Origin of the sequence: Paraburkholderia caffeinitolerans (assembly GCF_902859945.1) — a bacterium.
GTDB classification, from domain to species: Bacteria; Pseudomonadota; Gammaproteobacteria; order Burkholderiales; family Burkholderiaceae; genus Paraburkholderia; species Paraburkholderia caffeinitolerans.
The window spans coordinates 21,291-45,432 of the sequence record NZ_CADIKL010000017.1 but is presented as its reverse complement, the minus strand read 5'-3'; the positions used below and the strand labels follow the sequence as shown (position 1 = coordinate 45,432).

General features: G+C 64.7%; 21 protein-coding genes. 11 read left to right on the top strand and 10 right to left on the bottom strand.

Features of this window, described 5'->3' with window-relative positions; translation table 11 throughout:
* Positions 1-73: 73 nt before the first annotated feature.
* On the bottom strand, positions 74-616 hold the full coding sequence (locus tag HV773_RS18110; protein ID WP_175196178.1) for a MarR family winged helix-turn-helix transcriptional regulator: 543 nt from the start codon (positions 614-616) through the stop codon (positions 74-76).
* A 123-nt stretch (positions 617-739) separates the two neighbouring features.
* Between HV773_RS18110 and HV773_RS18105 the strand changes: the two genes are divergently transcribed.
* Positions 740-1,333, top strand: a complete 594-nt coding sequence (locus HV773_RS18105; RefSeq protein ID WP_175196175.1) for a nuclear transport factor 2 family protein — start codon at positions 740-742, stop codon at positions 1,331-1,333.
* Positions 1,334-1,402: 69 nt separating this feature from the next.
* Here the strand turns inward: HV773_RS18105 and HV773_RS18100 are convergent, their stop codons facing one another.
* Positions 1,403-2,575: an MFS transporter gene (locus HV773_RS18100; protein WP_175196173.1), complete on the bottom strand. Its 1,173-nt coding sequence runs from the start codon at positions 2,573-2,575 to the stop codon at positions 1,403-1,405.
* An 88-nt stretch (positions 2,576-2,663) separates the two neighbouring features.
* The gene (locus HV773_RS18095; protein ID WP_175196171.1) at positions 2,664-4,379 is read right to left on the bottom strand and encodes an amidohydrolase; all 1,716 of its coding nucleotides are present in this window, start codon (positions 4,377-4,379) and stop codon (positions 2,664-2,666) included.
* Between the two features lie 235 nt (positions 4,380-4,614).
* Here HV773_RS18095 and HV773_RS18090 point away from each other — a divergent pair, with 235 nt between their 5' ends.
* Complete coding sequence (locus HV773_RS18090; protein ID WP_175196169.1) at positions 4,615-5,475, top strand: response regulator transcription factor; 861 nt, start codon at positions 4,615-4,617, stop codon at positions 5,473-5,475.
* 7 nt (positions 5,476-5,482) lie between these two features.
* On the opposite strand, the gene HV773_RS18085 is transcribed toward HV773_RS18090, so the two are convergent.
* Both HV773_RS18085 and HV773_RS18080 read right to left on the bottom strand, forming a co-directional pair.
* Positions 5,483-6,271 (bottom strand): FRG domain-containing protein, encoded by a 789-nt coding sequence (locus tag HV773_RS18085; protein WP_175196168.1) that lies wholly within the window; start codon positions 6,269-6,271, stop codon positions 5,483-5,485.
* Between the two features lie 73 nt (positions 6,272-6,344).
* Positions 6,345-7,319: a response regulator gene (locus HV773_RS18080; RefSeq protein ID WP_175196166.1), complete on the bottom strand. Its 975-nt coding sequence runs from the start codon at positions 7,317-7,319 to the stop codon at positions 6,345-6,347.
* A 360-nt stretch (positions 7,320-7,679) separates the two neighbouring features.
* Between HV773_RS18080 and HV773_RS18075 the strand changes: the two genes are divergently transcribed.
* Positions 7,680-8,177: an acyl-CoA thioesterase gene (locus tag HV773_RS18075; RefSeq protein ID WP_175196320.1), complete on the top strand. Its 498-nt coding sequence runs from the start codon at positions 7,680-7,682 to the stop codon at positions 8,175-8,177.
* An 80-nt stretch (positions 8,178-8,257) separates the two neighbouring features.
* Here the strand turns inward: HV773_RS18075 and HV773_RS18070 are convergent, their stop codons facing one another.
* Together HV773_RS18070 and HV773_RS18065 are read right to left on the bottom strand one after the other, a co-directional pair.
* Positions 8,258-9,715 carry a sensor histidine kinase gene (locus HV773_RS18070; protein ID WP_175196164.1) on the bottom strand — a complete coding sequence of 486 codons (1,458 nt, stop codon included), beginning with the start codon at positions 9,713-9,715 and terminating at the stop codon, positions 8,258-8,260.
* A gap of 253 nt (positions 9,716-9,968) precedes the next feature.
* Positions 9,969-10,970, bottom strand: coding sequence for a GlxA family transcriptional regulator (locus HV773_RS18065; protein ID WP_175196162.1), 1,002 nt, complete (start codon positions 10,968-10,970; stop codon positions 9,969-9,971).
* A gap of 110 nt (positions 10,971-11,080) precedes the next feature.
* On the opposite strand from HV773_RS18065, the gene HV773_RS18060 reads away from it, so the two are divergent.
* Both HV773_RS18060 and HV773_RS18055 read left to right on the top strand, forming a co-directional pair.
* Complete coding sequence (locus HV773_RS18060) at positions 11,081-11,722, top strand: HD domain-containing protein (protein WP_175196160.1); 642 nt, start codon at positions 11,081-11,083, stop codon at positions 11,720-11,722.
* Between the two features lie 332 nt (positions 11,723-12,054).
* Positions 12,055-13,764, top strand: a complete 1,710-nt coding sequence (locus tag HV773_RS18055) for a diguanylate cyclase (protein WP_175196158.1) — start codon at positions 12,055-12,057, stop codon at positions 13,762-13,764.
* On the opposite strand, the gene HV773_RS18050 is transcribed toward HV773_RS18055, so the two are convergent.
* Positions 13,754-14,398: a GNAT family N-acetyltransferase gene (locus tag HV773_RS18050; RefSeq protein ID WP_175196156.1), complete on the bottom strand. Its 645-nt coding sequence runs from the start codon at positions 14,396-14,398 to the stop codon at positions 13,754-13,756. The two genes, HV773_RS18055 and HV773_RS18050, sit on opposite strands and share 11 nt — an antisense overlap.
* Before the next feature lie 198 nt (positions 14,399-14,596).
* Here HV773_RS18050 and HV773_RS18045 point away from each other — a divergent pair, with 198 nt between their 5' ends.
* The gene (locus tag HV773_RS18045; RefSeq protein WP_175196155.1) at positions 14,597-15,079 is read left to right on the top strand and encodes an OsmC family protein; all 483 of its coding nucleotides are present in this window, start codon (positions 14,597-14,599) and stop codon (positions 15,077-15,079) included.
* Position 15,080: 1 nt separating this feature from the next.
* Here HV773_RS18045 and HV773_RS18040 read toward each other — a convergent pair whose 3' ends face one another.
* Complete coding sequence (locus HV773_RS18040) at positions 15,081-15,980, bottom strand: LysR family transcriptional regulator (RefSeq protein WP_175196153.1); 900 nt, start codon at positions 15,978-15,980, stop codon at positions 15,081-15,083.
* 98 nt (positions 15,981-16,078) lie between these two features.
* Here HV773_RS18040 and HV773_RS18035 point away from each other — a divergent pair, with 98 nt between their 5' ends.
* A complete protein-coding gene (locus HV773_RS18035; RefSeq protein ID WP_175196140.1) occupies positions 16,079-17,095 on the top strand; it encodes an NAD-dependent epimerase/dehydratase family protein in 1,017 nt (338 codons plus the stop codon).
* A 107-nt stretch (positions 17,096-17,202) separates the two neighbouring features.
* Entirely contained in the window at positions 17,203-18,399 is a 1,197-nt protein-coding gene (fabV, locus tag HV773_RS18030) for an enoyl-ACP reductase FabV (protein ID WP_175196139.1), read from the top strand.
* A 37-nt stretch (positions 18,400-18,436) separates the two neighbouring features.
* Here fabV and HV773_RS18025 read toward each other — a convergent pair whose 3' ends face one another.
* Positions 18,437-20,179, bottom strand: a complete 1,743-nt coding sequence (locus HV773_RS18025) for an IlvD/Edd family dehydratase (RefSeq protein ID WP_175196137.1) — start codon at positions 20,177-20,179, stop codon at positions 18,437-18,439.
* 264 nt (positions 20,180-20,443) lie between these two features.
* Here HV773_RS18025 and HV773_RS18020 point away from each other — a divergent pair, with 264 nt between their 5' ends.
* From HV773_RS18020 to HV773_RS18010, 3 genes are read left to right on the top strand one after another with little or no spacing between them, the layout of a single operon-like run.
* Positions 20,444-21,412 (top strand): ABC transporter substrate-binding protein, encoded by a 969-nt coding sequence (locus HV773_RS18020; RefSeq protein WP_175196135.1) that lies wholly within the window; start codon positions 20,444-20,446, stop codon positions 21,410-21,412.
* A 32-nt stretch (positions 21,413-21,444) separates the two neighbouring features.
* Positions 21,445-22,992: a sugar ABC transporter ATP-binding protein gene (locus tag HV773_RS18015; protein ID WP_175196133.1), complete on the top strand. Its 1,548-nt coding sequence runs from the start codon at positions 21,445-21,447 to the stop codon at positions 22,990-22,992.
* Between the two features lie 56 nt (positions 22,993-23,048).
* Entirely contained in the window at positions 23,049-24,071 is a 1,023-nt protein-coding gene (locus tag HV773_RS18010) for an ABC transporter permease (protein ID WP_175196319.1), read from the top strand.
* Positions 24,072-24,142 lie beyond the last annotated feature (71 nt).

Sequence of the window (24,142 nt, the reverse complement as noted above, 5' to 3'; positions counted from 1 at the left end):
GGCGGCGCGCCATTGCGATTGATGATGACCCGCTTATGAGCCGCTTATGAGCCGCTTGCCACGGAAATTGCGCTCAGAGCTTTTCCTGGCGAGCGATCATATGCGAAAGGTCAAGCGTCGCGCGGTCGCCGTTGCCCACCAGCCGGTCCACGACCGAGCACAGCGCCTTGAATTCGGCCTTCGTCACGCCTTCGAAGAGCACGTTGTTGATGAGCTGCTGGTTCTCCGCCAGCGCGCGCAGCAATTTCCATCCGGCCGTGGTCACGGTCAGGCGCATCTTGCGCTTGTCGTCGGGGTCCGGGCGCTTGTCGATCAGGCCGAGCTTCTTGAGCTTGCCAGTTTCGAGCGTGACGAATGCGCCGCTCAGGTGTAGATGGTCCGCGAGCCGGTTGACCGTCACGATGTCGTCGTCGGACAAATGGGAGATCGACACCAGCAGCGAATATTGAATGCCGCTCAGGCCGACCAGCGCGCCGAATCCGTCGCGGATCGACAACAGCCGCGCCGCGAACGGCAGCAGGCCATTGATCAAATGACGAAACTCCTTGTCGCTGCCATCGACGAGGCAGGCCGGGTTAGTTACCGTCAAGACGGACTGATCTGGTTGTTTCGCCATGTTCTTCGCACTCCCCCGGCTGCTTACGCGGTTACCTTTGTAAGCTAATTATACTGCAAAGCCTGCCCCCTCCCGCACCACCATGGTGCACACGTGCGCGCACTCGCGCCCAGGATTCATGACATGACCTCACTCTCCCTCTCAACCGCGCGGTCTCTGCTGGAATGCTATCTGCATGCGAAGGACCAGAACCGGCCCGAGTTGATCGCGCAATGTTTCGCCGCCGATGCCACGCTGACGTTCTCGATCGCAACCGATTCGATCGATTTCCCGCGCAGCGTGACGGGTGCGGACGCCATTGCGAAAACGCTGGTGTCCGACTTCGGTGAACGCTTCGATCGATGCCGTACGTACTATGTGTGCGCTGAACCCGATCTGGATGCGGACGGGGTTTGCATCATGCCGTGGCTCGTGGCGATGCGCGAAAAGGAGACTGAAGCGCTGCGGCTCGGCAAGGGCGCGTATCGCTGGCGAATGGGCCGCACGGCCGAGGGCGTGGAGAGAATCGTCGCGCTGCATATCCATATCGAATGCATGGATACGATCGCCGACGCGGGGTCGGTCAAGTTGAGCGCACTGCAGGCCGCGCTGACCTACCCGTGGATGCCGCCCGCGATGTTGGCACGCGGTATTCAGGCGTTTGAGGGAACGTGTCCAGATTCGGCGTTTGTCGCGGCGTTTCGGGAGCCTGCGGAGACCGACCCAGTGCGCAGCTAGGAACCCTTTACTGCACCGCGCCGGGCGAATGCCAACTCATCGGCGTTCGCCCGGCACACTGCCAACTCATCACTCGCAGGTCGGCACGAGCGCGGTATCGTCGTCGAGTCGCCGCAGCTTCGCATAGAACAGGAACGCCAGCACGCACAGCGCGATAGCCACCTTGAGCGCCGAGCGCGTGCCCGAGGCCTCCAGCAGTTCACCACCCGCAATGGAGCCCACGCCGAAGCCGAGCGCGAGAAAGCCGGGCGAGAGCGCGGCGAAGCGGCCAACGAAATCGTACTGGGGAATCGTCGCGAAGATCAGCAGCGCTCCGCCGGTCCAGCAGACGATGAACACCACGGCGCCAAGCGCAAACGACAACGGCGAGGGCGGCAGCGTAAGCGACGCCGCGGCCAGCACGCAGCCCGCGAGATTGAACAGCGTCCAGCGCCGCAGGCCGCCGCCCACGCCAAGCCTCGGCATGAGCACGCAGGCAGCCAAACTCACCAGATTGGCGACCGCCAGCACGCCGGAGATGTATCCGCTGCTCAGGCCCGCGTCGGCGCCGATCTTCTCCAGAAAGGTCCACACCACGCCCACGCCGCCATACAGCGCGAACAGCGCGACCAACGAAAGCAGCGCACCGCCTTTATCGACGTGTCCTTGCACCGCCTGCTGCGGCGTGGCCAGAGTTTCGTCGCGCCCTAACAGCCACGCGGCGCAGGCGAACGGCACGGACAGCGCCGCCACGAACGTGAACACGCCGGCCGCACCCCATGCGGCGCCCAGTGACGGAATCACCACCGCAAGCAGCGCCATGCCCCAGAACACCTGCCCCATCACCAGCATGCCGAGATGGCGCTCCGGCGTGCCCGTGTACGAGAGGTAGCGCATGGCGATGCCATTGAGCGCCCCCGACCCGATGCCCGCCACCCAGCGCAACAGCGCGAACGCCACGAACCCATGCACGCCAAGCGTCGCGAGATTTGCTCCAGCCACCAGCACCGCTGCGGCCAGAAGTACGAGTCGAACCGGCTGGCGCCCCAGCGCGAACGCCACGAGCAGCGATCCGCACGACATGCCGAGCACTTCGATAAACACCGCGACGCCCAGCGTCGCGTCACCAAACGCCCAATGCTGCGCGACCTGCCCGACCACGGCAGGCAGACCCATGAACACCGTCGGCGCGAACACGCCGAGCGCCACCATTGCCGCGACGAAAACCTTCTCCGATCGTCGTGTGCCGTTTTCTCTATTCATTGCACCATCCTGTCTCGAGCCCGGGCATCGCGACCCGGGCTGTCTCCTCCAACATGCGCGGCGCACCTTGCACCACGCGGCCCGCGCCTTACCGGTCCAGCGCCTCGCGCGCGAAATCGCCCTGCGCATGGGTGACCTCGCCATTCATCATCGTGAGGCCCACGTCGACCTTGCCGATCTCGTACTTGCCCACTTCGAACAAATCGCGTTCGAGCACGATGAGATCCGCGCGCTTGCCCACGCTCAGCGAGCCGATTTCCTTCTCCATGCCAAGCTGATAGGCGCCGTGAATCGTGTACGCGGCAATCAGTTGCGGGATGCTCAGGCGTTCGTTGATGTCGGGGAACACCGCTGCATCGGGCTCGCCGGCAAGCTGACGCGTCAGGCCCGATTCGATGTGCTCAACGGGGCGATGCTGGCATCGGCACTGGCATGCGAGCCCGTCCATGCCGATGGACACCGTCACGCCCTCCTCGATGAAGGTGCGGAACTTGTACATGCTGCTCCAGCGCTTCTCGCCGTAGAACTCGCGAATGGCCTTCGTATAGGTGTCGACCACGCCCCATTGCAGTTGCGTATTCGCGAGCACGCCCAGCCGGCGGAAACGCGGAATATCCGCGGGATGCGTGAGAAACGCATGCGTGATCACGTGACGGCGATCGCGCGGCGGATTGAGCGTGTTGGCGCGCTCGATCGCGTCGAGCGCGCCGCGCACGGCCGCATCCCCCACACAGTGCACCATCACGTCGACGCCATTGCGGTCGGCTTCCAGCACGAAGCGGTTGAAGTCCTCGATCGGCGTGTTCGGCTCGCCGCAGTAGTGCGGCCGGTCCTCGTACGGCTCCAGCAGGTAGGCCGTATGGTTCATCTCGGTGCCGTCGAGGAACAGCTTGAGCGTGCGCGCCTTCACGAGCGGCGACTGATAGCGCTCGCGATACGCGAGAATCGTCTCCACCGGGTCGCGCGTCGCTTCGATAGCGGCATAGCTGCCCACCACGCGCAGCTTGAGCGCGCGGTCGCGTTCCATGCGCATCAGCGTTTCATAGAGCCAGGTCTGATCGCCGCTCGGGTCGATGAAGCCCGCATCGAACACGGTCGTAATGCCCGCGGCCACGAGCTTCTTTTGCCACTTCACGAACGAGTCGTAATAGAGCTCGCCCCACGGCGGCAGAAAGCCCGCTTCGGAGAGGCGACGCATGAGCAGCGAATACGCAGCGCCGTCGACGATCACACCCGTGGGCTCGCCCGTCACCGGATCTTTTTCGAACCAGCTTGCGCCTTCCTCGACCGGCGGCGTGGATGCATCGATGCCGCCGACTTCGAGCGCCTTCGAATTCACCCACATGGTGTGAAAGTCGGTCGAAAGCAGGCAGACCGGGCGGTCGGCGCAAATCGCGTCGAGCGTCGCGCGATTGAGCAGTTCGGCGGGCATGGCCGCTTGCACCCAGCCCATGCCGATGATGCTTTTCTCGTGCGGATGCGCCGCTACGTAGGTGCGCAGCGCATCCAGCACCCGTTGCGGGTCTTCGAAGTTGATGAATGCCTGCGCGGCGAATGCCGTGGTGGAGAAATGCCAGTGCGACTCGACGAAGCCCGGCAGCATCAGCCGGCCGCCCACGTCGACCGTGCGCGTGCGCGCGCTGGCAAAGCGCTGCGCGCCCAGCGTATCGCCCACGAAGACGATCCTGCCGTCGCGCACCGCGACCGCGTTCGCCCAGGGGCAATGGGGATCGACCGTATAAGCCCGTGCATTCGTGAAAATGACGTCGGCCGGCGTCTCCTTGTGTTCGTTCTGTAGATTCATGGCGGGATTCAATGAGGGAATTCAAGTGCCGTCATTCGATGGCTGGCGACAAAGGTATCGGGTCGCTTCACCGAGGTATGCCCTACTTCAAGGAGGGCAAGACAGCATTTCCCGCATGGCGCGCGTTTCACGAATTCACGGATTCTGGCGGCGCGCGCTTTCTGATAAGGTTCCGCGCAAGCCTGACCAGAGGACTGACTCGAGGAACGACCCGAGGACCGACCGGGGTGACACCATGCTATTGAACGTCGACCCATTCAATCAAGGCAGCCAATACCTCAACGTGCCGATCAAGACGATGGGCGAGGTTGTCGAAGCCGTGGGCCTGCCGCACTTCGTGCACCAGCTCACGCTGTTCCTGAACGAACTCGTGCCGCTGGACTTCGTGCACGTCGAGCGTTCGCGCCTCGACAGCCGCTCGCCGCTCGGGTATCGCTGCGAGTGGCTCGGCAGCGGCGCCGTGAACGAAGCGCAGTCCGTTGTCGACGATGTGATGGCGCTCTACTACGAACGCTTTCAGGCCGTCGACCCGCTGTTCGCGGGCATCCGGACCACGGTGGGCACGCATCTCGTGGTGCGCGACATGAGCCAGGTGCCTGCCGGCGAATTTCGCGAGCGCATTTTCGAAAGCCGTGAGATCGCTCACGAATGCGTGCTGACGAAAAGCGCGCCGCGCACGCAGTGCTCGCTCGCAATCGTGCGCCGCGACCGCCTGCCACCGTTTTCGCTCGCGGACCTGAATTATTTGAGGCACCTGGGCGAGCTGCTTTTTCCGCTGGTGGAGCTGCATGCGTCCACGGCCGCAATCAAGCGCACAGCCAACGCGGTCACCGATACCGACCCGCTCGTGCTATTCGACGCGCGTATCGAGCGTGACGGCATCCGGCTTTCGAAGCGCGAATATGAAACGTGCCGGCATTTGATCCGGGGACATACGGTGCCGGAGATTGCGGAGTTGCTGGGCGTGCTGCAAACTTCGGCCAAATCGTACGTGCAGCGCGCGTTCGCCAAGCTCGGCGTGCGAACCCGGCGCGAGCTCGCGCAATGGGCGCTGGGACAGCCGGTGCAGAACGAGGGGCATGCCCGATCGCGGTGACGCCCCCTCACTGCGCCTGCATCATCCCCGACCACACGATCTCCAGCTCCACGCCAATCGAGCGCGCGAGCCCGTCCAGCCCCGGAAACAGCGAAGCGTTGGTGATGTTCATGCGGTAGAGCCACTTCATCGCGTCCATGCGGATGCGCGCGGGCAGCACGATTTGATGCAGCAGTTCCTCGTTGCTCTCGTAGCCGTCGAGAATGCTCTGCAAGGGCTTGTCGATCACGCCAGGCACGACGAAGGTGCCCGACTGCGCCACCAGCCGGTCGTCCATTTCGGTGGGCTCGCCCGACCACAGCACTTCATGCGTATTGCAGAAAAAATAGCGCTCGAAGTGCCCGGGCACGCGTGGATCGATCACGTCGCGCGTGAGCACCGGGTCGGCTTTCGGGCGCGCGCGATTGTTCCAGAGCGCGGGCGTGTTCAACGCATAGACGACGGCGTCGCCGGTGGCGCGCTCGAGCGCGAAGAAGGCCGCCACGAACGGGCTCTTGGTGAAATCCAGCAACCGCGTGGGCGCGCCGTGGTGCTGCATGAGCGCGAGACAGCGCAGGTCGTCGGCGAGTATGTTGGGATGCGCGAGAAAGTTGTGCGCTTTGCGGCGAAACACGCGAATCGCGCGCTCCTCGCGTGCGCGCCATTGGCTGCGGTCGCCAACGAAATCGCGCATATAGCGCGACAGCGAGCTCTCCAGCCGCCATTGGGCGTTCTGCTGCCCGCGAAATGCCCAGCCGTCGAGCTGCGTCGTCAGCTCCATGAACTGGTTCCAGTTGGCGAGTTCGGTGGTCTGCATGAGGATGTCCGGGGATAATCTGTGGCCGCGCAAGTGCCAGACACGCTACCACATCGACCGTTACATCACGAAGTCAATGCATCCGTTGCGTACGCAACCACTTTGCGTAGGTCACGATTTCCGGCGCCACGTCCACACTATCGATGCGGGTCCAGCTGACATAGGTATCCGGCGTGCCCGGCACCAGCTGCGGCGCCGCGAACTCCACGTTGGCCATGCCCGGCCGGTACGCTTCATTGGGCCAGAACACCGGCATGATGCGGCGCCCTTCCATTTCCTCGCGCAACGCGGCGGGCCCGCGCTCGTCGGTCACGACGTCGCATTGCGCCGCCCAGTCGTGCGCGTCCCATGCGAGAAATACGCCCGCCTGGCCCGCCGCGTCGAACGTGAGCACCGCGTTCTGTTCGGGCCGCCAATAATATTCGACGATGCGCTCGCGCAGCACGAGCGCATCCAATGCCTCGGCCACGCCCCGGCTCGCATAGGCCGCGCCCACGCCGTGCACACCGATATGGCCGTGCCCCGCGCAGAATTTGCGCTGCGCATTGGCAAGCGCCTGCGCGAGCTTGCGCGCCATGCCAGGATCGGACTTCTTCACGTAGAAATGAATGAGCCCGGCATTGAACGCGTCCACCGCATGCGATTCGTCGGCGGTGCCGGTGAGCAGAATGCGCGTGCAGCTCGCGTCATGCATTACATCCTTCACCGAAGCGAGAAATTCGAGCCCATCCTGCCCCGGCATATCGTAGTCCACCACGACGGCCGCGACTTGCGAAAAGCGCCTGGCGTCGGCCATCGCGTCCTTGCCCAGCGCATTGCCGCCCCGCTTCTCGAACTCCGACCATAGCTCGCCCGAGGTCGGGCTGTGGCCCGCGCCACGCGCGCCCTGCGCCTCGATGAACGCGCGCGCCTCGGGCTGCGAAGTGAAGAAGTGATGCGTGGATGCATTCGGGAAGAAGCCGCGCAGTGCATGGAGAAAATCCGTGCTGTCGTCGAGAAAGACCACGGATACGGGGTAGAAAACCGGCTGTCTGACGATGGAACTCATGTAATGGCCTCGGTGCTCGCTACAGACCCACGGCGCGAATCGATGCCACTCGTTGCAGATGGCGCGCCGCCGGCTGCCAGATTATGCGGCCTTGCGGGCGCGCGCGGCAACCGCTGCGCGCCATCCCAAAAGATCTTCATCGCGCGTGCGGACCGGCGTAATCGTTTGCGTCCGCACTCGCATGCGCGTTTGCATACGACTATCGCGGCCTGGCAAGCGCGAGCGGCTGGAAGATCCTCGCGACTATGTGATCAAGGCGGTTTTAGCGGCAAAGGAAGGCGCAGAGAATTGGCGCATGTCTTCAAACATCGAAGACATGCGTGGCCGCCGCCGGCGGCCAATTCGAACTGGAGTTTTGAAATGAATGCCCGTGAATCGATCCCCTCCGTGCTCTCCCGTGGCGCCAACGGCTTTAGCTCGGAAATCATGGAAGCCACACCGAGCAAGACCTTCCATCATGTCATCGACATTTACCTCAAGGACTCGAATGCCTTCATGAACACTTACTTCGCCCGCTATTTCGAATGGCAGGGCATTTGCCGCGAGCGCTGGTTCCACGAATGCATCCACAATAATCTGCTCGCGGCGGGCGGCATCTTCGTCACGAAGCGCGCGCACCAGGAATATGTGCAAGAGACCTTTCCGTTTCAACGCGTCGATTGCTATCTGAATACCTTCCAGGTGCGCCAATGCTCCGCCTATCTGGTGTTTCGCTTTTGCGTGGACGGGCGCCCCGTTTCGCTCGGTTACCAGCAGATTCTCTTTGCCGGCACCGACAAGCGGATTCGCCGTTTCCCGCCGGGGATCATCGAGCGCGTCAAGGAATATGAACTCATCCTGCCCGCGGGGGCGAATTAAAACACGGGTCCGGCCGCCATCCATGCGCTATGCATACCTATGCGTACGATAGGCGGGCCAATTTAAGACCGTGAATTGATTCAACCCATGTAGTCCTGCCCCGCCGTCCAACGGCGGGGCTTGCCGGCCAGATCGTGTGGCGCGCGGTCGGCTGCGGATCCCGGTTCGGGCAGTTGGAGCGTAAACGTGGTCGCCACATTGGCCTTGGACTCGCAGGCAATCGTGCCGCCCAGTGCCTGGGCCACGCGCCAGCAAAACGCGAGCCCCATGCCCGCCCCCTTGCCGTGAGACTTGGTGGAATAGAACGGCTCGAAAATATGCGGAAGCACGTCGGGGGCAATGCCGGGGCCGTTGTCGGCAAAGCGCAGCACGCAATAGCCGTCCTCGCTCGTCGCCGAGATTTGCACACTGCCGCTGCCGCTCGAGTGAATCGCGAAGAGCGCGTTCTTGAGCAGGTTGAAAAGCACGAACACGATCAGCGAGTCCGAGCCCGAAAACTCCAGTTGCGGCTCGATCGGCATCACCTTGACCATTTCGCGCTCGCCCGGCCGGAATGGAAAGCGTTCGAGCGCCGCATTCACGCAGGAGCGGATGGAGTAGGCCTCGAAGCTGCGGCGGTCGAGCCGGTCGAGCGTAAACGAGGCCAGCGACATCTCGACGACGGTGCTCGTGCTGTCCACCTGCCGCTGTATCGAGGAGGCCAGCGAAGAAATGCGCTCCGATTGCCCCGGATAAAGGCCGTCCACGCATAGCTGGTGCTGCACGGCCAGTTGGTAGCCGCGCATGAGTTCGGGCAGCACGTTGCCGATCTCCTCGGCGTGCATGCCGATAGCCGCCAGCGGCGTGGCCACCTCATGCGCCACGGTCGCCGCGAGCAAATACGGCCGCATGAGGCCATAGCGCACGATGGTCACCGCGAGAATGCCGAGGCTCAGGGCGATGAACACCGCGCCCACCGGATAGAACGCCACGCCGTAATTGACCGCATAGTCGGACGCGGCGATCCCATAGAGACACAAGCTCAGCAAGCACAGATCGAGCAGCTTGCGGCGGTCGTGCGCGTGGGTCTGGCGCCGCGCCGCGAACAGCAGCCAGGCGCTGCGCAGCGCGAGCAGCACCGTTTGCACGACGTGCACCGGATGCAGCAGCCCCGCGCGCGGATACTTGCCGAAGAAGAAACTGCCATAGCCCGAGACCACTTCGTCGCTCACCGCGAGCACCATCGCAAGCACGATGCACAAGCCGTACGAAGCGAACAGCAATGGCCGCTCGCTGCGCCGCGTGGTGACTTCGATCACGAAGTGATAGAAGGTCGTGGGCAAAAACAGAATGAACAGGTAGCCGAATTTGACGAGCGCCCCCGCGAGGCCCGGCTCCGAAATCTGGAATAGAAACGCCCACGTGCCTTGCCAGACGAAGGTGGTTCCGCACATCGCCGCAAATGGCAGCGAGAGGCGCGTCACACCTTCCGTGAGCAAGACGTACACGCCGAATCCGAGAAACAACGCGGATACGAACGCGGGCAAGATCGAATACATAGATTGGTCGCGTGATTCTTGTTTTCGTCGAACGGCGCGTGGCGCAGGCGCGCAAGGCAGTGGTCTAGTGCTGCGTGAAAAGGCATCCCCGTGTCACCTTTTCGTCTGCCTGCCAGCCGCCACGCGCAACAGGTTCATCTTTGCGATTATCGCTTGAATCGGCGACTTTTTCGCGAAATTCCGTATAACTTCGCATAAAGATGCGCAATGAATCGTCAATGCGCACCACTCGGCGCAGCGCTGCATCGCGCCCTCAGTTGCGCTCGCGCGCCGGCCCGTTTGCCTCGGCTCCACCGCCAAAGCGCCGCCGGTATTGCGTCGGCGTCACGCCCATATGCTTGATGAATGCGCGCCGCAAAGTGTCGGCGTTCGCGAAGCCGCAGCGGTCCGCCACGCGCTTGGGCGGCTCTCCCCCGGTTTCGAGCAGCTCGCGTGCCGCGTCCACGCGCACGGCCTCGACCCATGCGGCGGGCGTAATGCCCACCTCGGACTGAAACAGGCGCGCGAAATGGCGCGGGCTCAACCCCACGCGCGCCGCCAGTTCCGGCACGCGGTGCGCGAGCGCAGGATTGGCCGCCACCCAGCGCTGCACCTCCTGGAGCGCGGAGCGTCCCGCCGGGCGCGTCTCGCCCTTGCGGCTGAACTGCAACTGGCCGCCGGGGCGCTTGAAGAACATCACGAGCTGGCTGGCCACGCGCATGGCGATCTCGCGGCCCAGATCCTCCTCGACCAGCGCGAGCGCCAGATCGAGTCCCGCCGTCACGCCCGCCGCCGTGCGCAGCTTGCCGTCTCGCACGTAGAGCGAATCGGGTTCGATGGAGACCGTGGGGCACGCCTGCGCAAGCGCCTCAACGGCCGCCCAGTGCGTGGTCAGCCGGCGTTTGTCCAGCAGGCCGCTGGCCGCCAGCGCAAACGCGCCCGTGCACACCGAGCCGTAACGCCGCGCGCGCGCCGCCGTCGCGCGCAGCCAGTCGAGCACGCGCGGCGCGAGCTGGAGCGTGGCGGCGTCGGGCGCGCCGGCCACGAGCAGCGTGTCGATGCGCTCCCGCGCTTGACCACCTTGCCCCGCCACCTCATCGGGCAAGAGCCGCACGCCCGACGAACTACGGATAGGTCCCGCGCGGCAGGCAATCACGCGCAAGTCGTACACGGTGCGCCCCGCCTCGGTATTGGCCTGCGCGAACACGTCGAGCGGACCGCTCACGTCGAGTAACTGCACGCCCGGCAGCGCAAGAATGGCGACGATTTTAGGCACGTGTCCGGATCCAGCATGAAATGGCAGAAAACGACGTTTTACGTCGAATCAGGACAATGCTATCACGGACCACAATGAACTCCACCTTCCCCGTTAAATGGAGCCCAGCCATGAACCTCGACCTCGCCAGCGTTGCCGTTCCCGATAGCCAGCTCACACGCGAAATCACCGAATTCGTGCGCGACACCGAATCGCCCCTGCTGTTTCACCATTCGAGCCGCGTCTATTATTTCGGCGCGCTGGCCGGCCTGCGGCGCGGGCTTCAGTTCGACCGCGAACTGCTTTACGCGGGTGCGATGTTCCATGACGTCGGCCTCATGCACTCGCACAGCAGCGAGCACGAACGCTTCGAAGTGGATGGCGCGAATGCGGCGCGCGACTTCCTGCGTGCGCGCGGCATCGCGCAGAACGATCTCGATCTCGTTTGGACCGCCATCGCGCTTCACACCACGCCTGGTATTCCTCAGCATATGCACCCGGTGATCGCGCTCGTCACGGCGGGCGTGGAGATGGATGTGCTCGGTCTCACCTACCGCGAGTACAGCGATGCGGAACGCGAGGCCGTCGTGCACGCGCATCCGCGCTCTGAACATTTCAAGGAGGACATCATTCAGGCGTTCTACAACGGCATCCGCCACAAGCCCGACACGACCTTCGGCAACGTGAAGGCCGACGTGCTCGCCGACAAGGACCCGCAGTTCCACCCGGGCAACTTCTGCAGCGTGATCCGCAGGTCCGCGTGGCAGGGATAGGCTATCGCCGCGAACGGAGCAGCCTAGATGATCGTTTTGACGATCTTGCCGAGAATATCGCCCAGCGGCATCTGCATCGCGAAAACGTAAAGCATGGGCAGGGCGGCCGAAGCGGCGACGGCCGCAATAGCCACCTTGCTCACCAGCGCGATTGGAGAAGATGAATTTGCGCGATGCTATGCTTCGCGCATTAGTTGAACAATGCGCCTGCCAATGCGGCGGGCAACAGGCCAACGCACATCCACACATTTTGTAAGGTCGGGGATACCATGCAGCACAGCGCGAAGCGCAAGTCAGGCCAAACCCGGCCCGACCGTTTCTCCAGCATCGTCATGAAACGGCCGCTTCTCGTGGTGACGCTGTGCTTCGCAGGCGCCATGGCGCTCGTGACGCTCGTGGGGGTGCGCCAACTCTACAATCTCGCGCGTTCCGATCTACAAAACCGCCAGCGCGACCTCGAAGTGCGCGCCGTGGGCGTGGATGCGCTCATCGACGCCGAGCGCCGCCACCTCGTCGCCCTGCGCAACTATGCCGAGCACGTGCTTGCCGCCGAAGAGCAGCAGCGTATCGGCGTCGAAAGCCCCGCCGTGCAAACGGCGCTCGGGCAGACGTCACAACCGGTCTGGCAAGTGCCTGGTTTGCTGGGCGGCCCCGCCGTGTTCGGCACGAACGCCGCGAACCTGGCGGGCCTCGATGGCTTTCACCGCGACCCGGCCGCGCTGCCCGGCGACATCGCGCTCTCGCGCGCGCTCAGCCCGCTCGTGGAAATCAGTCATCAGGCAGACGCCATGCGCAGCGCGGTCGCATTCATCTCGCCAAACGGCATGTTCGTGAGCGCACCCGAGCATCAGGGCATGAGCACGGCCGAACTGCTGCGCCACTTCAGCGCCATGTATTACTACCGGGGCCAGTTGCCCGAACACAATCCACGGCGCGACGTGCTCTGGACGCCCGTCTATACCGGACTGCAAAACGGCGAAGCGGTCTCCACCCTGAGCGCGCCCGTCTATCTCCGCAACCAGTTTCGCGGCGTGGTGGTGATGGACATCACGCAGTCGCGCCTGCTTTCGCTGCGCCTTTCCACCGGCAATGCCGAAGACGACGTGGATCCCCTTGAGTTCGGCCTCCTGAATACCAATGGGAGCATCGTGTACTTCCGCGACGGCGCGGTGATCGAGCAGCGTCCGACACGCTTTAGCCCCAAGCTGCTGAAAACAGCGGCAAAATCGGTCGATACGTGGATGCAGCAGGGCTCCGGCTATATCGAGCGCAACGGCCAGTACCTGCTCTACCGGCGCATCGGCCAATCGCACTGGATCCTGCTCGCGGCCACCGACAATGCCGAACTGACTATCGCCACGGCGCGCCGCGTGCTGGGCAGCCCGCTGATTGCCGCGTGGATCGTGCTCGGCCTATTGTTGATCGGCACGCTGCGCATCGTGACCAATATATTCAGCCACTACGTGGAGGCAAGCGAGCGGCTCGAAACGCTCGCCCGCAGCGATCCGCTCACCGGGCTTGCGAACCGGCGCCGCTTTCAGGAGGTCTTTGCCGAAGCACACGAACGCGCAAACCGCGCGCCGCAGCAACCGGCTTCGTTGGCGGTGCTGATGCTCGACATCGATTTTTTCAAGCGCGTCAACGACCGCTTCGGCCACGCGGCCGGCGACCGCGTGCTGACGATTCTCGCCTCGATCCTGCGCGCCAACCTGCGTGGCGTCGACTTGCCCGCACGCATGGGCGGCGAGGAATTCGCGGCGCTGCTGCCCGACACCGATCTCGCTGCGGCCACCGCCGTGGCCGAGCGCGTGCGCCTCGCAATCGAGAGCCACGCGCGCGACGCCACCGTGCCCGCCAGCACCGAACATCCCGAGGCCATCACGTTTACGGTGTCCATCGGCGTGGCCACGAGTCCCGTGGATGGCCCCATCGACTACGAGGCGCTCATGCACGTGGCCGACGAGCGGCTCTACCTGGCGAAGCAGAACGGGCGCAACCGCGTCGTGCATGCCAGCGCGCCGGCGCCGGACGTCAAGGCATGATGCTCGCTTCGTGCGCCTCGCGCGCCAGCGGCAGCCCAAGCGCACGCCGCACGCTCACGAACGGATGGCTCGCGGCGGGTTTGCTGAAAACCGCGCTGTCGTAGCCGCGCCCCGCGAAGCGCACGACATCCACGAGACTGAAGCCCTCCGCGCGATAGAACGCCAGCAGATGCGCGGCGGGAAACGGCGTATCGAGCGCGAGCTGTGTGAAGCCGCGCGCGGCGGCCCAGCGCTGCGCGAAAGCGAGCAGCGCGCGGCCGATCCCGCGCCCCTGCCACCCGGGTTCGATGCCGAACTGATGCAGCGAGGCCACGCCATGCCGCCGATAATGCTCGCAGGGCGAGGCGCTGTCGCGCCCCTCGATCGTCATCGTGCCGACGATACGGCCATTGCACAGGGCCACGAAGCAATCGCCAGCGAGCGCACGCGCTCGCGTAGCGCTGGCCGCCTGATCCACGCTCGCACAATGCAGACCGAGCGACGCGAGCCGCGCGAAGGCTCGGTGCAGCAGTTGCGTGAGCCGTTCCCACGAGTCGCGTTGCGGATCGAAACGGCGCAGCACCAGCCGGCCGATGCCGGGTTGATTGCAGATGATGCTGTCGCTCTGGCGCTGCGTCGCGTGACGTGTCGACATGGCCTCTCCAGTCGTTTCCGTGCAGCAAAGTCTAGGTTTGCCCGCAAACGCCCACAAGAAAAAATGCCGTAAAAAAGCGCGCGGAAAACGCAAAGGCAAACGCAAACGCGGCGCACGGCGCGCGCCATGGATTTGCATTCGCGCAAGGCAAAAATTCGATGGGATAATGCGCGCTGACCGACCGCACGGAGAACGGCAATGGCGCACACGGAACACAAATACAAGGTAACGGTGCAGTGGACCGGCAATCGTGGCACTGGCACTTCAGGCTATCGCGACTACGACCGCGACCACACGATCGAAGCGGCAGGCAAGCCCGCCATCGCCGGTTCGTCGGACCCCGCGTTTCGCGGCGACCGCACGCGCTGGAACCCCGAGGAACTGCTCGTGGCCTCGGTCAGCGCGTGCCATAAGCTCTGGTATCTGCACCTGTGCGCCGATGCGGGCATCGCCGTGCTCGCCTATGTCGACGAGGCGCAAGGCACCATGATCGACGGTGGCCACGAACCCGGGCGCTTCAGCGAAGTCGTGCTGCACCCGCGCGTGACGATTCGCGCAGGCGACGATGCGGGCCTTGCCGCGCAACTCCATCACACGGCACACGAGAAGTGCTACGTCGCGAACTCGGTCAGTTTTCCGATCCGCTGCGAAGCCGTTATCGAGGTTGCGAGCGCAGCGTAATTCAGCCGCGCGCGCTCGCGATATACGCTTCCAGGCCGCCCGCGAGCGCATCGAACACCGCCTTGCAGCGGCGGTTGCCGCGCAGGTCTTCATGCATCGTGACCCACGTTTGCAGCTTGAAGGCGCACAGGCGCGGCAGCACGCGCCGCAACCGGGCATCGCGCCGCGCGACGCCCGCCTGGCACATGCCGATGCCACAGCCCGCGCGTATCATCGCCAACTGCGCAACGTCGCTATCGGTGCGCAGCGCGAACGCCTCGCGCTTCAAGTACGGCAGCTTGCGCATGGCTTCGCGCAGGAACGGCGTAACGGTGTCGAAGCCGATCAGCGTGTGCTGCGCGAGATCGGCGAGCGTCTTAGGCGTGCCACGCTCGGCGAGATAGTCGTCGCGCGCGTGCATCCCCACTTCGATTTCGCCGATGCGCCGCGCAATCAGCATCTCCTGTTGCGGCTGCGTCATGCGCACGGCGATATCCACTTCACGCTGCAGCAGATCCTGCACACGGTTGGACGGCACCAGCTCCACCACTAGTTCGGGATGCGCGCGGCCTAGCTGCGCGAGCACCGGCGGCAGCACTTCCACGCTCACGACCTCGCTTGCCGACACGCGCACCACGCCGCGCATGGCATTGCCCTGCCCCGACGCGGCGCGTTCGAGCGCCGCCGCCGTGCTGCGCATGGATTCGGCGTAGCCGCGCAGCATGCGCGCCGCTTCGGTGGGCAGGAAACCCGCGGGCGAGCGCGTGAAGAGCGGCTGGCCGAATGCGGCTTCGAGCGCCGCGACGTGCCGCCCCGCTGTTGGCTGCGTGATGCCGAGCGCGCGCGCCGCGCCCGAGAGCGAGCCCTCGGTAAGCACCGCGAGAAAGGTCCGGTAGAGTTCCCAGTTCAGGTTCGAGGCCATGCATAAATGTATAGCCGATACGCGATTCCAGGTAATTTTTTATTATCCCCGAGACGCGCAGAATCACGCCATCGACACCTCTCAAACGGAGAACGAACATGGCAACGCAAGCTCTCGAAACGGGCCGCACGGCGCTCGTGCTGGGCGTAACCGGCGGCATCGGCGGCGAAGTGGCGCGGCAGTTGATCGGCGCGGGCTGGCGCGTGCGCGCGCTGCAACGCGGGACCAACGCGGCCACGGCCACGCACGCCGGCCATGGTATCGAGCAGGTGCAAGGCGACGCCATGGACCGCGAAGCGGTGATGCGCGCCGCGCAGGGCTGCGAGGTGATCGTGCATGCGGTCAATCCGCCGGGCTACAAGCGCTGGGCCGAACTCGTGCTGCCGATGATCGACAACACCATCGCCGCCGCTCAAGGCCAGGGCGCGACCGTGGTGCTGCCGGGCACCGTCTACAACTTCGGGCCGGAGGCGCTGCCGCTCGTGGGCGAAGACGCGCCGCAGCAGCCGCGCACCCGCAAGGGCGCAATTCGCGTGGCTCTGGAGCGGCGCCTGGAAACGGCTGCGGCGCACGGCGTGCGCTCGATCATCGTGCGCGCCGGCGACTTCTTCGGCCCGCGCGTGGGCAATAGCTGGCTTGCGCAGGGCTTCGTGAAGCCAGGGCAGCCCGTGAGCACGATCCGCGAGCCAGGCGTGCCCGGCGTGGGCCACGCGTGGGCCTATGTGCCCGATGCCGCCCGCGCTATCGTCGAACTGATCGAAATGCGAGCGGAACTCGCGCCGTTTGCGCGCTTTCACCTGGCCGGGCATTGGGACGCCGACGGCACACAAATGGCCGCCGCGATTTGCCGCGTCGCGCAACGCCACGGCTTGCACACGCAGCGCAAGCCGTTCATGTGGCCGCTGATTTATGCTGTGGCTCCATTTGCCACCACGCCTCGCGAGCTGCTGGAGATGCGGTATTTGTGGCGCGAAGCGCTTCAGCTCGATAACGCCAGATTGGTGGCGACGCTGGGGAGCGAGCCGCATACGCCGCTCGATATGGCCGTGGAAGCGACGTTGGCCGGTCTGGGTTGTCTCGGTGATGGTGTGGGCGCGCTGGCCGGCGCGCTATGAGGGGTGACGCGCCGGGCACCCCAACCATGGCCCAGACTTTTTGCTCGCGCTAAAATGCCGCCCGTTCTTGCATGCATCCGCGAAATGCGGAGAAACGGAGAAGTCTGATGATTATCGAACCGCGCGTTCGCGGCTTCATTTGCGTGACGGCCCATCCCGTGGGATGTGAAGCCAACGTCGCGCAGCAAATCGACTACGTCAACACGCACGGTCCCATTGCCAATGGCCCGAAGCGCGTGCTCGTGCTGGGCGCGTCCACGGGCTATGGGCTCGCCGCGCGCATTTCGGCAGCGTTTGGCTCGGGCGCGGCCACGCTAGGCGTCGCCTTCGAGCGCGCCGGCGCCGATACCCGCCCCGCTACCGCCGGCTGGTACAACACCGCCGCGTTCGAGAAGTTCGCCACGCAGAAAGGGCTCTACGCGAAAACCATCAACGGCGACGCGTTCTCGGACGCCGTGAAGCGCGAGACCATCGACGCCATCAAGCGTGATCTCGGCCAGGTCGACCTCGTGGTGTACAGCCTTGCCGCGCCGCGCCGCACGCATCCGGTCACGGGCGCGGTGCACACGTCCACGCTCAAGCCGGTGGGCAAGACGCTGCGCATGCGCGGCATCGACACCGACAAGGAGATCCTCAAGGAAACCGTGCTCGAGGCGGCCACGCAGAGCGAAATAGACGCCACGGTGGCCGTGATGGGCGGCGAGGACTGGCAGATGTGGATCGACGCACTGCTCGAAGCGGGCGTGCTGGCCGATGGCGCAAAGACCACCGCGTTCACTTATCTCGGCGCGGAGATCACCCACGACATCTACTGGAACGGCTCCATTGGCGCGGCCAAGAAAGATCTCGACCAGAAGGTGCTGGGCATCCGCGCGAAGCTCGCCGCGCGCGGCGGCGACGCGCGCGTCGCCGTGCTCAAGGCGGTGGTCACGCAGGCCAGCTCCGCCATTCCCATCATGCCGCTCTATCTCGCGCTGCTCTTCAAGGCGATGAAGGAAAGCGGCACGCACGAGGGCTGTATCGAGCAAGTCTATGGACTCCTGCGCGATTCGCTCTACAGCGCCACGCCGGTGATCGACGACGAAGGCCGCCTGCGCGCCGACTACAAGGAGCTCGACCCCGCCATCCAGGCGCGCGTGAAAGCCGCGTGGGACCAGGTCACCAACGAGAACCTTTACGCCACCACCGATTTTGCGGGCTACAAGGCGGAATTCCTGCGTTTGTTTGGCTTTGGCATCGAAGGCGTGGACTATGGCGCTGACGTCGATCCGAACGTGGCGATTCCCGGCATCGTCGAGAAATAGGCTGCGAACTGCGTCGCGCCTCGATGTCGCGCCGCCTTCAATGCGAATGCCTCGGCACCTCCGCGCCCCGGCAGCCCACGAGGAAATCGAAATCACACCCCTCGTCGGCCTGCAGCACGTGCTCGACGTAAAGCTTGCGATACCCGCTGCCATCCGCCGGCTCGGGCTTTTGCGCGGCGGCCCACGCAGCGAGCCGCGTGCGGATCTCTTCATCACTGATGTCCACGCGCAGCGTGCCCTGCTCGCAGTCGAGCTCGATCCAGTCGCCGTTGCGCACGATCGCAAGCGGCCCGCCCGCGCGCGCCTCGGGCGCCACGTGCAGCACCACCGTGCCATAGGCGGTTCCGCTCATGCGCGCGTCGGACACGCGCACCATGTCGGTCACACCCTGCGCGAGCAGCTTCGGCGGCAGGCCCATGTTGCCCACCTCGGCCATGCCGGGATAACCCTTCGGCCCGCAGTGCTTCATCACGAGCACCGAGTCGCGCGTGACGTCGAGCGCGGGGTCGGCAATGCGCGCCTTGTAGTCGTCGAAGTTTTCGAACACCACGGCAGGGCCGCGATGCTTGAGCAATTCGGGCGTGGCCGCCGAGGGCTTGAGCACCGCGCCGTTCGGCGCGAGATTGCCGCGCAGCACGCACAAGCCGCCGTCTTGCACGAGCGGGTTGTCGAGCGGGCGAATCACTTCGTCGTTGTAGCTCGGCGCGTCGCGCACGTTCTCCCATAACGTGTGACCATTCGCCGTGAGCGCGTCGGGATGCGGCAGCAGATTCGCTTCGCCGAGCCGACGCAGCACCGCCGGCAAGCCGCCCGCGTAATAGAACTCCTCCATCAAGAAACGACCCGAGGGTTGCAAGTCGACGAGGGTGGGCGTGTGGCGGCCGATACGCGTCCAGTCGTCGAGATCGAGCTTCACGCCGATGCGGCCCGCGATCGCCTTCAGGTGAATCGCTGCGTTGGTCGATCCGCCAATCGCGGCATTCACGCGGATGGCGTTCTCGAATGCCGCGCGCGTGAGCAGCTTCGAGAGGCGCAAGTCTTCAAGCGCCATTTCAACAATTCGCATTCCCGACAAATGCGCGATCACGTAGCGACGCGCATCCACGGCGGGAATAGCCGCATTATGCGGCAGCGAAACACCCAACGCTTCGGCCATGCAAGCCATCGTGGAGGCCGTGCCCATGGTGTTGCAGGTGCCCGCCGAGCGCGACATGCCCGCCTCCGCCGACATGAATTCGTGCATCGAAATCTTGCCCGCCTTCACCTGCTCGCTCAATTGCCACACCACCGTGCCCGAGCCGATATCGCGCCCTTCATGCTTGCCGTTGAGCATCGGCCCGCCAGTCACGACAATCGCGGGCACATCGCAACTTGCCGCGCCCATCAGCAGCGCGGGCGTGGTCTTGTCGCAGCCGCACAGCAGCACAACCGCGTCCACAGGGTTGCCGCGAATGGCTTCCTCCACGTCCATCGACGCAAGATTGCGCGTGAACATCGCCGTGGGCCGCAGGTTCGACTCGCCGTTGGAAAACACCGGGAATTCCACTGGAAAGCCGCCCGCTTCGTACACACCGCGCTTCACGTGCTCGGCGAGCTTGCGGAAGTGTGCGTTGCACGGCGTGAGCTCGGACCACGTATTGCAAATGCCGATGATCGGCTTGCTCGCGAACTCGTGCTCAGGGATGCCCTGATTCTTCATCCAGCTCCGGTACATGAAGCCGTTCTTGTCCGTGGCGCCGAACCACGCGGCCGATCGAAGCCGGATTTTGCGAGTGTTCATGGCTTTACCCACTTAGTGAGAAAAACCCATAAATAGCATGACTATATGGCGAGAAAAGATCGGGAAAACGCGAATTTAAACCGCCTTATCCGTTGAATATAGTTTGCCTATTGAGGCTCGCAAGGCAGATGGCCAATGTTTAGTCACGCCGACTAAACACCGGCCCGGGATGGCGCGATTGACTCGTGACACTGTCTGGCCGTGAGGGACGCGAGTGTATGTAGCGCCGAATTCAAGAAAGACAAAGCTACGTTGGAGACACGCATGAAACTGGCAACTCGCTTGGCAAGTGGCCTCATTGCCGCCGCCGCGGCTTTTTCGTTCGCGGCGGGCGTCGCGCACGCCGAAGACAAGCAGATCACGCTGGGCTTCGCGCAAGTGGGCGCGGAAAGCGCCTGGCGCACGGCCAATACTGTCTCGGTCAAGGCCGCCGCCAAGGAGGCCGGCATCAACCTCAAGTTCTCGGACGCCCAGCAAAAGCAGGAAAACCAGATCAAGGCAATCCGCTCGTATATCGCACAGAAGGTGGACGTGATCGCGTTCTCGCCGGTGGTGGAATCGGGCTGGGAGCCGGTGCTCCAGGAAGCGAAGCGCGCGAAGATTCCGGTGATTCTCACCGACCGCAATATCGACGTGAAAGACCAGTCGCTCTATGTGACGATGATCGGCTCGGACTTCATGGAAGAAGGCCGCCGCGCGGGCAAGTGGCTCGAAGACCACTACAAGAACAATCCCGGCCCCATCAATATCGTCGAATTGCAGGGCACGGTGGGCTCCGCGCCCGCGAACGATCGTCACGCGGGTCTCATCGAGGTGATCAAGAACGATCCGAAGTTCAAGATCATTGCGTCGCAAAGCGGCGACTTCACGCTCGCGGGCGGCAAGCAGGTGATGGAAGCTTTCGCCAAGACGTATGGCAACAAGATCAACGTGGTGTACGCGCATAACGACGACATGGCGCTCGGCGCGATCCAGGCCATGGAAGAGGCGGGCATGAAGCCGGGCAAGGACGTGAGCGTGGTGTCGTTCGACGCCACCAAGGGCGGCTTCGAGGCAATGATCGCCGGCAAGATGAACGTGGACGTGGAATGCAGCCCGCTGCTCGGGCCTCAACTCATGAGCGCCGTGAAGGACGTGGTGGCCGGCAAGCAACTGCCCAAGCGCATCGTCACGAACGAGACGGTGTTCCCGGAAAGCGTGGCGGCGCAGGTCCTGCCGTCGCGCAAGTACTAACACCGGTAATCGCAAGTTAGCCGCAGGCACGCATGAGTCCCACGCCGCTGCTGGAAACCGTCGGCCTGACGCGCACGTTCCCCGGCGTGCGCGCGCTCGACGGCGTCGACTTCCGCCTCTTTCCCGGCGAGGTCCATACGCTGATGGGCCAGAACGGCGCGGGCAAGTCCACGCTCATCAATGTGCTCACGGGCGTGCACGAGCCCGAGGCCGGCGAGATCCGACTCGCCGGCCAGCCGGTGCGCTTCTCGACGCCTCAGGAAGCCGAGGCCGCGGGCATTCAGACGCTCTACCAGGAAGTCAATCTCTGCCCCAACCTCTCGGTGGCGGAGAATATTTTCGCGGGCCGCCAGCCGCGCAGGCGCGGCCTGATCGACTGGAAGACGATCCACCGGCGCGCCGCCGAGGTGCTGGCCGCGCTCAATCTCTCGCTCGACGTCACGCAGTCGCTCGACACCTACCCCATCGCCATGCAGCAGATGGTGGCAATCGCGCGCGCCGTGTCGGTCGATGCACGCATCCTCATTCTGGACGAGCCCACCTCGAGTCTCGACGAAGGCGAGGTCGCGCGTCTGTTCGACGTGCTGCGCAAGTTGAAGGCATCGGGCATCGCCATTTTGTTCGTCACACATTTTCTCGAGCAGACTTATGCGATTTCCGACCGCATCACCGTGATGCGCAATGGCGAGCGCGAGGGCGAATATCTCGCCGCTGAACTGCCGGTGCAGACGCTGGTGGCCAAGATGGTGGGCGTGAGCCACGCCGATGAACGGCTCGCGCACGGCGCGCAGCAGACGCACTCGCCCGAAAGCGAGGTACAGGCCGACGTACAGGCCGACGTGCAAGCCCATGCGCCCTGGCTCGCCGCGCAAGGCATCGCGCGCCGGGGCGTGCTCAACGCGCTCGATCTCGAAGTGCGGCCTGGCCAGATTCTCGGCCTTGCCGGCCTGCTGGGTTCGGGGCGCACGGAAACGGCGCGCCTACTGTTCGGCGCCGACCGGGCCGACGCGGGCGCCGTGCGCATCAATGGCAAGTCCGTAAAGCTCGCCTCGCCGCGCGACGCGGTCCGTCACGGCATGGCGTATTGCCCCGAAGACCGCAAGAAGGAAGGCATCGTTGCGGAGCTGTCGATCCGCGAGAACATCGTGCTCGCACTGCAGGCGCGGCGCGGCTGGTGGCGCATGATCTCTCGCGCGCGCCAGCGCGAACTGGCCAATGCGTATATCGAGCAGTTAGGCATCAAGGCGCGCGACGCCGAGCAGCCCATCGGCCTGCTTTCGGGCGGCAATCAGCAGAAGGTGCTGCTCGCGCGCTGGCTCGCAACCGAGCCGCGCCTTCTAATCCTCGACGAACCCACGCGCGGCATCGACGTGGCCGCCAAGTTCGAGATCATGGACCGCGTGCGTGCGCTCTGCGCGAAAGGGCTCGGCATTCTTTTCATCTCCTCGGAAATCAGCGAGGTGGTGCGCGTGAGCGACCGCATTGCCGTGCTACGCGACCGGCGCAAGGTAGCCGAGCTTTCGGGCGCGGTGCGCTCGGAGCACGAGGTCTATGGCCTCATTGCCGGAGATCGCAAGTGAATGCGCGCCAGACTCCAGGTTCGACTTCGGGCTCGACTTCGGGCTCGACCTCGGGCATGCCCGCGTGGCTCGCGCTGGTGCTCAAGCATCCGCTCGTGTGGCCCGCGCTCACGCTCGTGGCGCTGTTCGCCGTGGACGTCGCGCATCGCGCGAACTTTCTCTCCATCACGCTGCTGGGCGGCCATCTGTTCGGCGCGCCCGTCGACATCCTCATGCGCGCCGCACCGCTCGTCGTGGTGTCGCTTGGCATGACGCTCGTGATCGCCACGCGCGGCATCGACATTTCGGTGGGCGCCGTGGTGGCGATCGCGGGCGCGGCCGCCGCCACCGTGCTCGCCGACGACCCCGCGCGCGTGGGCGCCGCGTTCGGCGCGGCGCTTGCCGTGGGCCTGCTCGCGGGCATGTGGAACGGCTTGCTCGTGGCCTTCGTCGGCATGCAGCCGATCATCGCCACTCTGATCCTCATGGTGGCCGGACGCGGCGTCGCGCAGCTGCTCACCGGCGGCCAGATCATCCCCATCGGCGCGCAAGGTTATTTGTACGCGGGCGGCGGCTATTTCGCGCTGGTGCCTTGCGCCGTGTGGATCGCCATTGCCGTGACGGTGCTCACGGTGCTGATTGTGAATCGCACGGCGCTCGGGCTCTTCATTCGCTCGATTGGCGTGAATCCGGTGGCGGCGCGGCTCGCGGGTCTGTCTTCGCAAGCCGTGGTGTTCGGCACCTATGCGTTCTGCGGCGTGACGGCGGCCATCGCCGGCATTCTCATCAGCTCGAACGTGCGCAGCGCCGACGGCAACAACGCGGGCCTGCTGCTCGAACTCGACGCGATTCTCGCCGTGACGCTCGGCGGCACCTCGCTCTCGGGCGGGCGCTTTAGCCTCGCCGGCACGGTGCTGGGCGCGCTCATCATCCAGACGCTCACCTACACCACCTATTCGATCGGCGTGCCGCCCGAGGCCACGCTCGTGGTCAAGGCGGTAGTCGTGCTGGGCGTGTGCGTGATCCAGTCGCCCGCCGCGCGCGCCTTCGCCGCCCGGCAAATCCGGCGCATCGCGCTCGCGCGGCGCGCACGAGCCTGAGAATAAAGACTTCGGGGAATCCGAGCATGAACCGCCCATCGCAAGCTCACGACCACGCCGCTTCGGGCACG

What these genes read in the sequence shown, in the direction of transcription:
- HV773_RS18110 (WP_175196178.1), bottom strand. Translation starts at nt 616, where the DNA reads ATGGCGAAACAACCAGATCAGTCCGTCTTGACGGTAACTAACCCGGCC.
- HV773_RS18105 (WP_175196175.1), top strand. Translation starts at nt 740, where the DNA reads ATGACCTCACTCTCCCTCTCAACCGCGCGGTCTCTGCTGGAATGCTAT.
- HV773_RS18100 (WP_175196173.1), bottom strand. Translation starts at nt 2,575, where the DNA reads ATGAATAGAGAAAACGGCACACGACGATCGGAGAAGGTTTTCGTCGCG.
- HV773_RS18095 (WP_175196171.1), bottom strand. Translation starts at nt 4,379, where the DNA reads ATGAATCTACAGAACGAACACAAGGAGACGCCGGCCGACGTCATTTTC.
- HV773_RS18090 (WP_175196169.1), top strand. Translation starts at nt 4,615, where the DNA reads ATGCTATTGAACGTCGACCCATTCAATCAAGGCAGCCAATACCTCAAC.
- HV773_RS18085 (WP_175196168.1), bottom strand. Translation starts at nt 6,271, where the DNA reads ATGCAGACCACCGAACTCGCCAACTGGAACCAGTTCATGGAGCTGACG.
- HV773_RS18080 (WP_175196166.1), bottom strand. Translation starts at nt 7,319, where the DNA reads ATGAGTTCCATCGTCAGACAGCCGGTTTTCTACCCCGTATCCGTGGTC.
- HV773_RS18075 (WP_175196320.1), top strand. Translation starts at nt 7,680, where the DNA reads ATGAATGCCCGTGAATCGATCCCCTCCGTGCTCTCCCGTGGCGCCAAC.
- HV773_RS18070 (WP_175196164.1), bottom strand. Translation starts at nt 9,715, where the DNA reads ATGTATTCGATCTTGCCCGCGTTCGTATCCGCGTTGTTTCTCGGATTC.
- HV773_RS18060 (WP_175196160.1), top strand. Translation starts at nt 11,081, where the DNA reads ATGAACCTCGACCTCGCCAGCGTTGCCGTTCCCGATAGCCAGCTCACA.
- HV773_RS18055 (WP_175196158.1), top strand. Translation starts at nt 12,055, where the DNA reads ATGAAACGGCCGCTTCTCGTGGTGACGCTGTGCTTCGCAGGCGCCATG.
- HV773_RS18050 (WP_175196156.1), bottom strand. Translation starts at nt 14,398, where the DNA reads ATGTCGACACGTCACGCGACGCAGCGCCAGAGCGACAGCATCATCTGC.
- HV773_RS18045 (WP_175196155.1), top strand. Translation starts at nt 14,597, where the DNA reads ATGGCGCACACGGAACACAAATACAAGGTAACGGTGCAGTGGACCGGC.
- HV773_RS18040 (WP_175196153.1), bottom strand. Translation starts at nt 15,980, where the DNA reads ATGGCCTCGAACCTGAACTGGGAACTCTACCGGACCTTTCTCGCGGTG.
- HV773_RS18035 (WP_175196140.1), top strand. Translation starts at nt 16,079, where the DNA reads ATGGCAACGCAAGCTCTCGAAACGGGCCGCACGGCGCTCGTGCTGGGC.
- fabV (WP_175196139.1), top strand. Translation starts at nt 17,203, where the DNA reads ATGATTATCGAACCGCGCGTTCGCGGCTTCATTTGCGTGACGGCCCAT.
- HV773_RS18025 (WP_175196137.1), bottom strand. Translation starts at nt 20,179, where the DNA reads ATGAACACTCGCAAAATCCGGCTTCGATCGGCCGCGTGGTTCGGCGCC.
- HV773_RS18020 (WP_175196135.1), top strand. Translation starts at nt 20,444, where the DNA reads ATGAAACTGGCAACTCGCTTGGCAAGTGGCCTCATTGCCGCCGCCGCG.
- HV773_RS18015 (WP_175196133.1), top strand. Translation starts at nt 21,445, where the DNA reads ATGAGTCCCACGCCGCTGCTGGAAACCGTCGGCCTGACGCGCACGTTC.
- HV773_RS18010 (WP_175196319.1), top strand. Translation starts at nt 23,049, where the DNA reads ATGCCCGCGTGGCTCGCGCTGGTGCTCAAGCATCCGCTCGTGTGGCCC.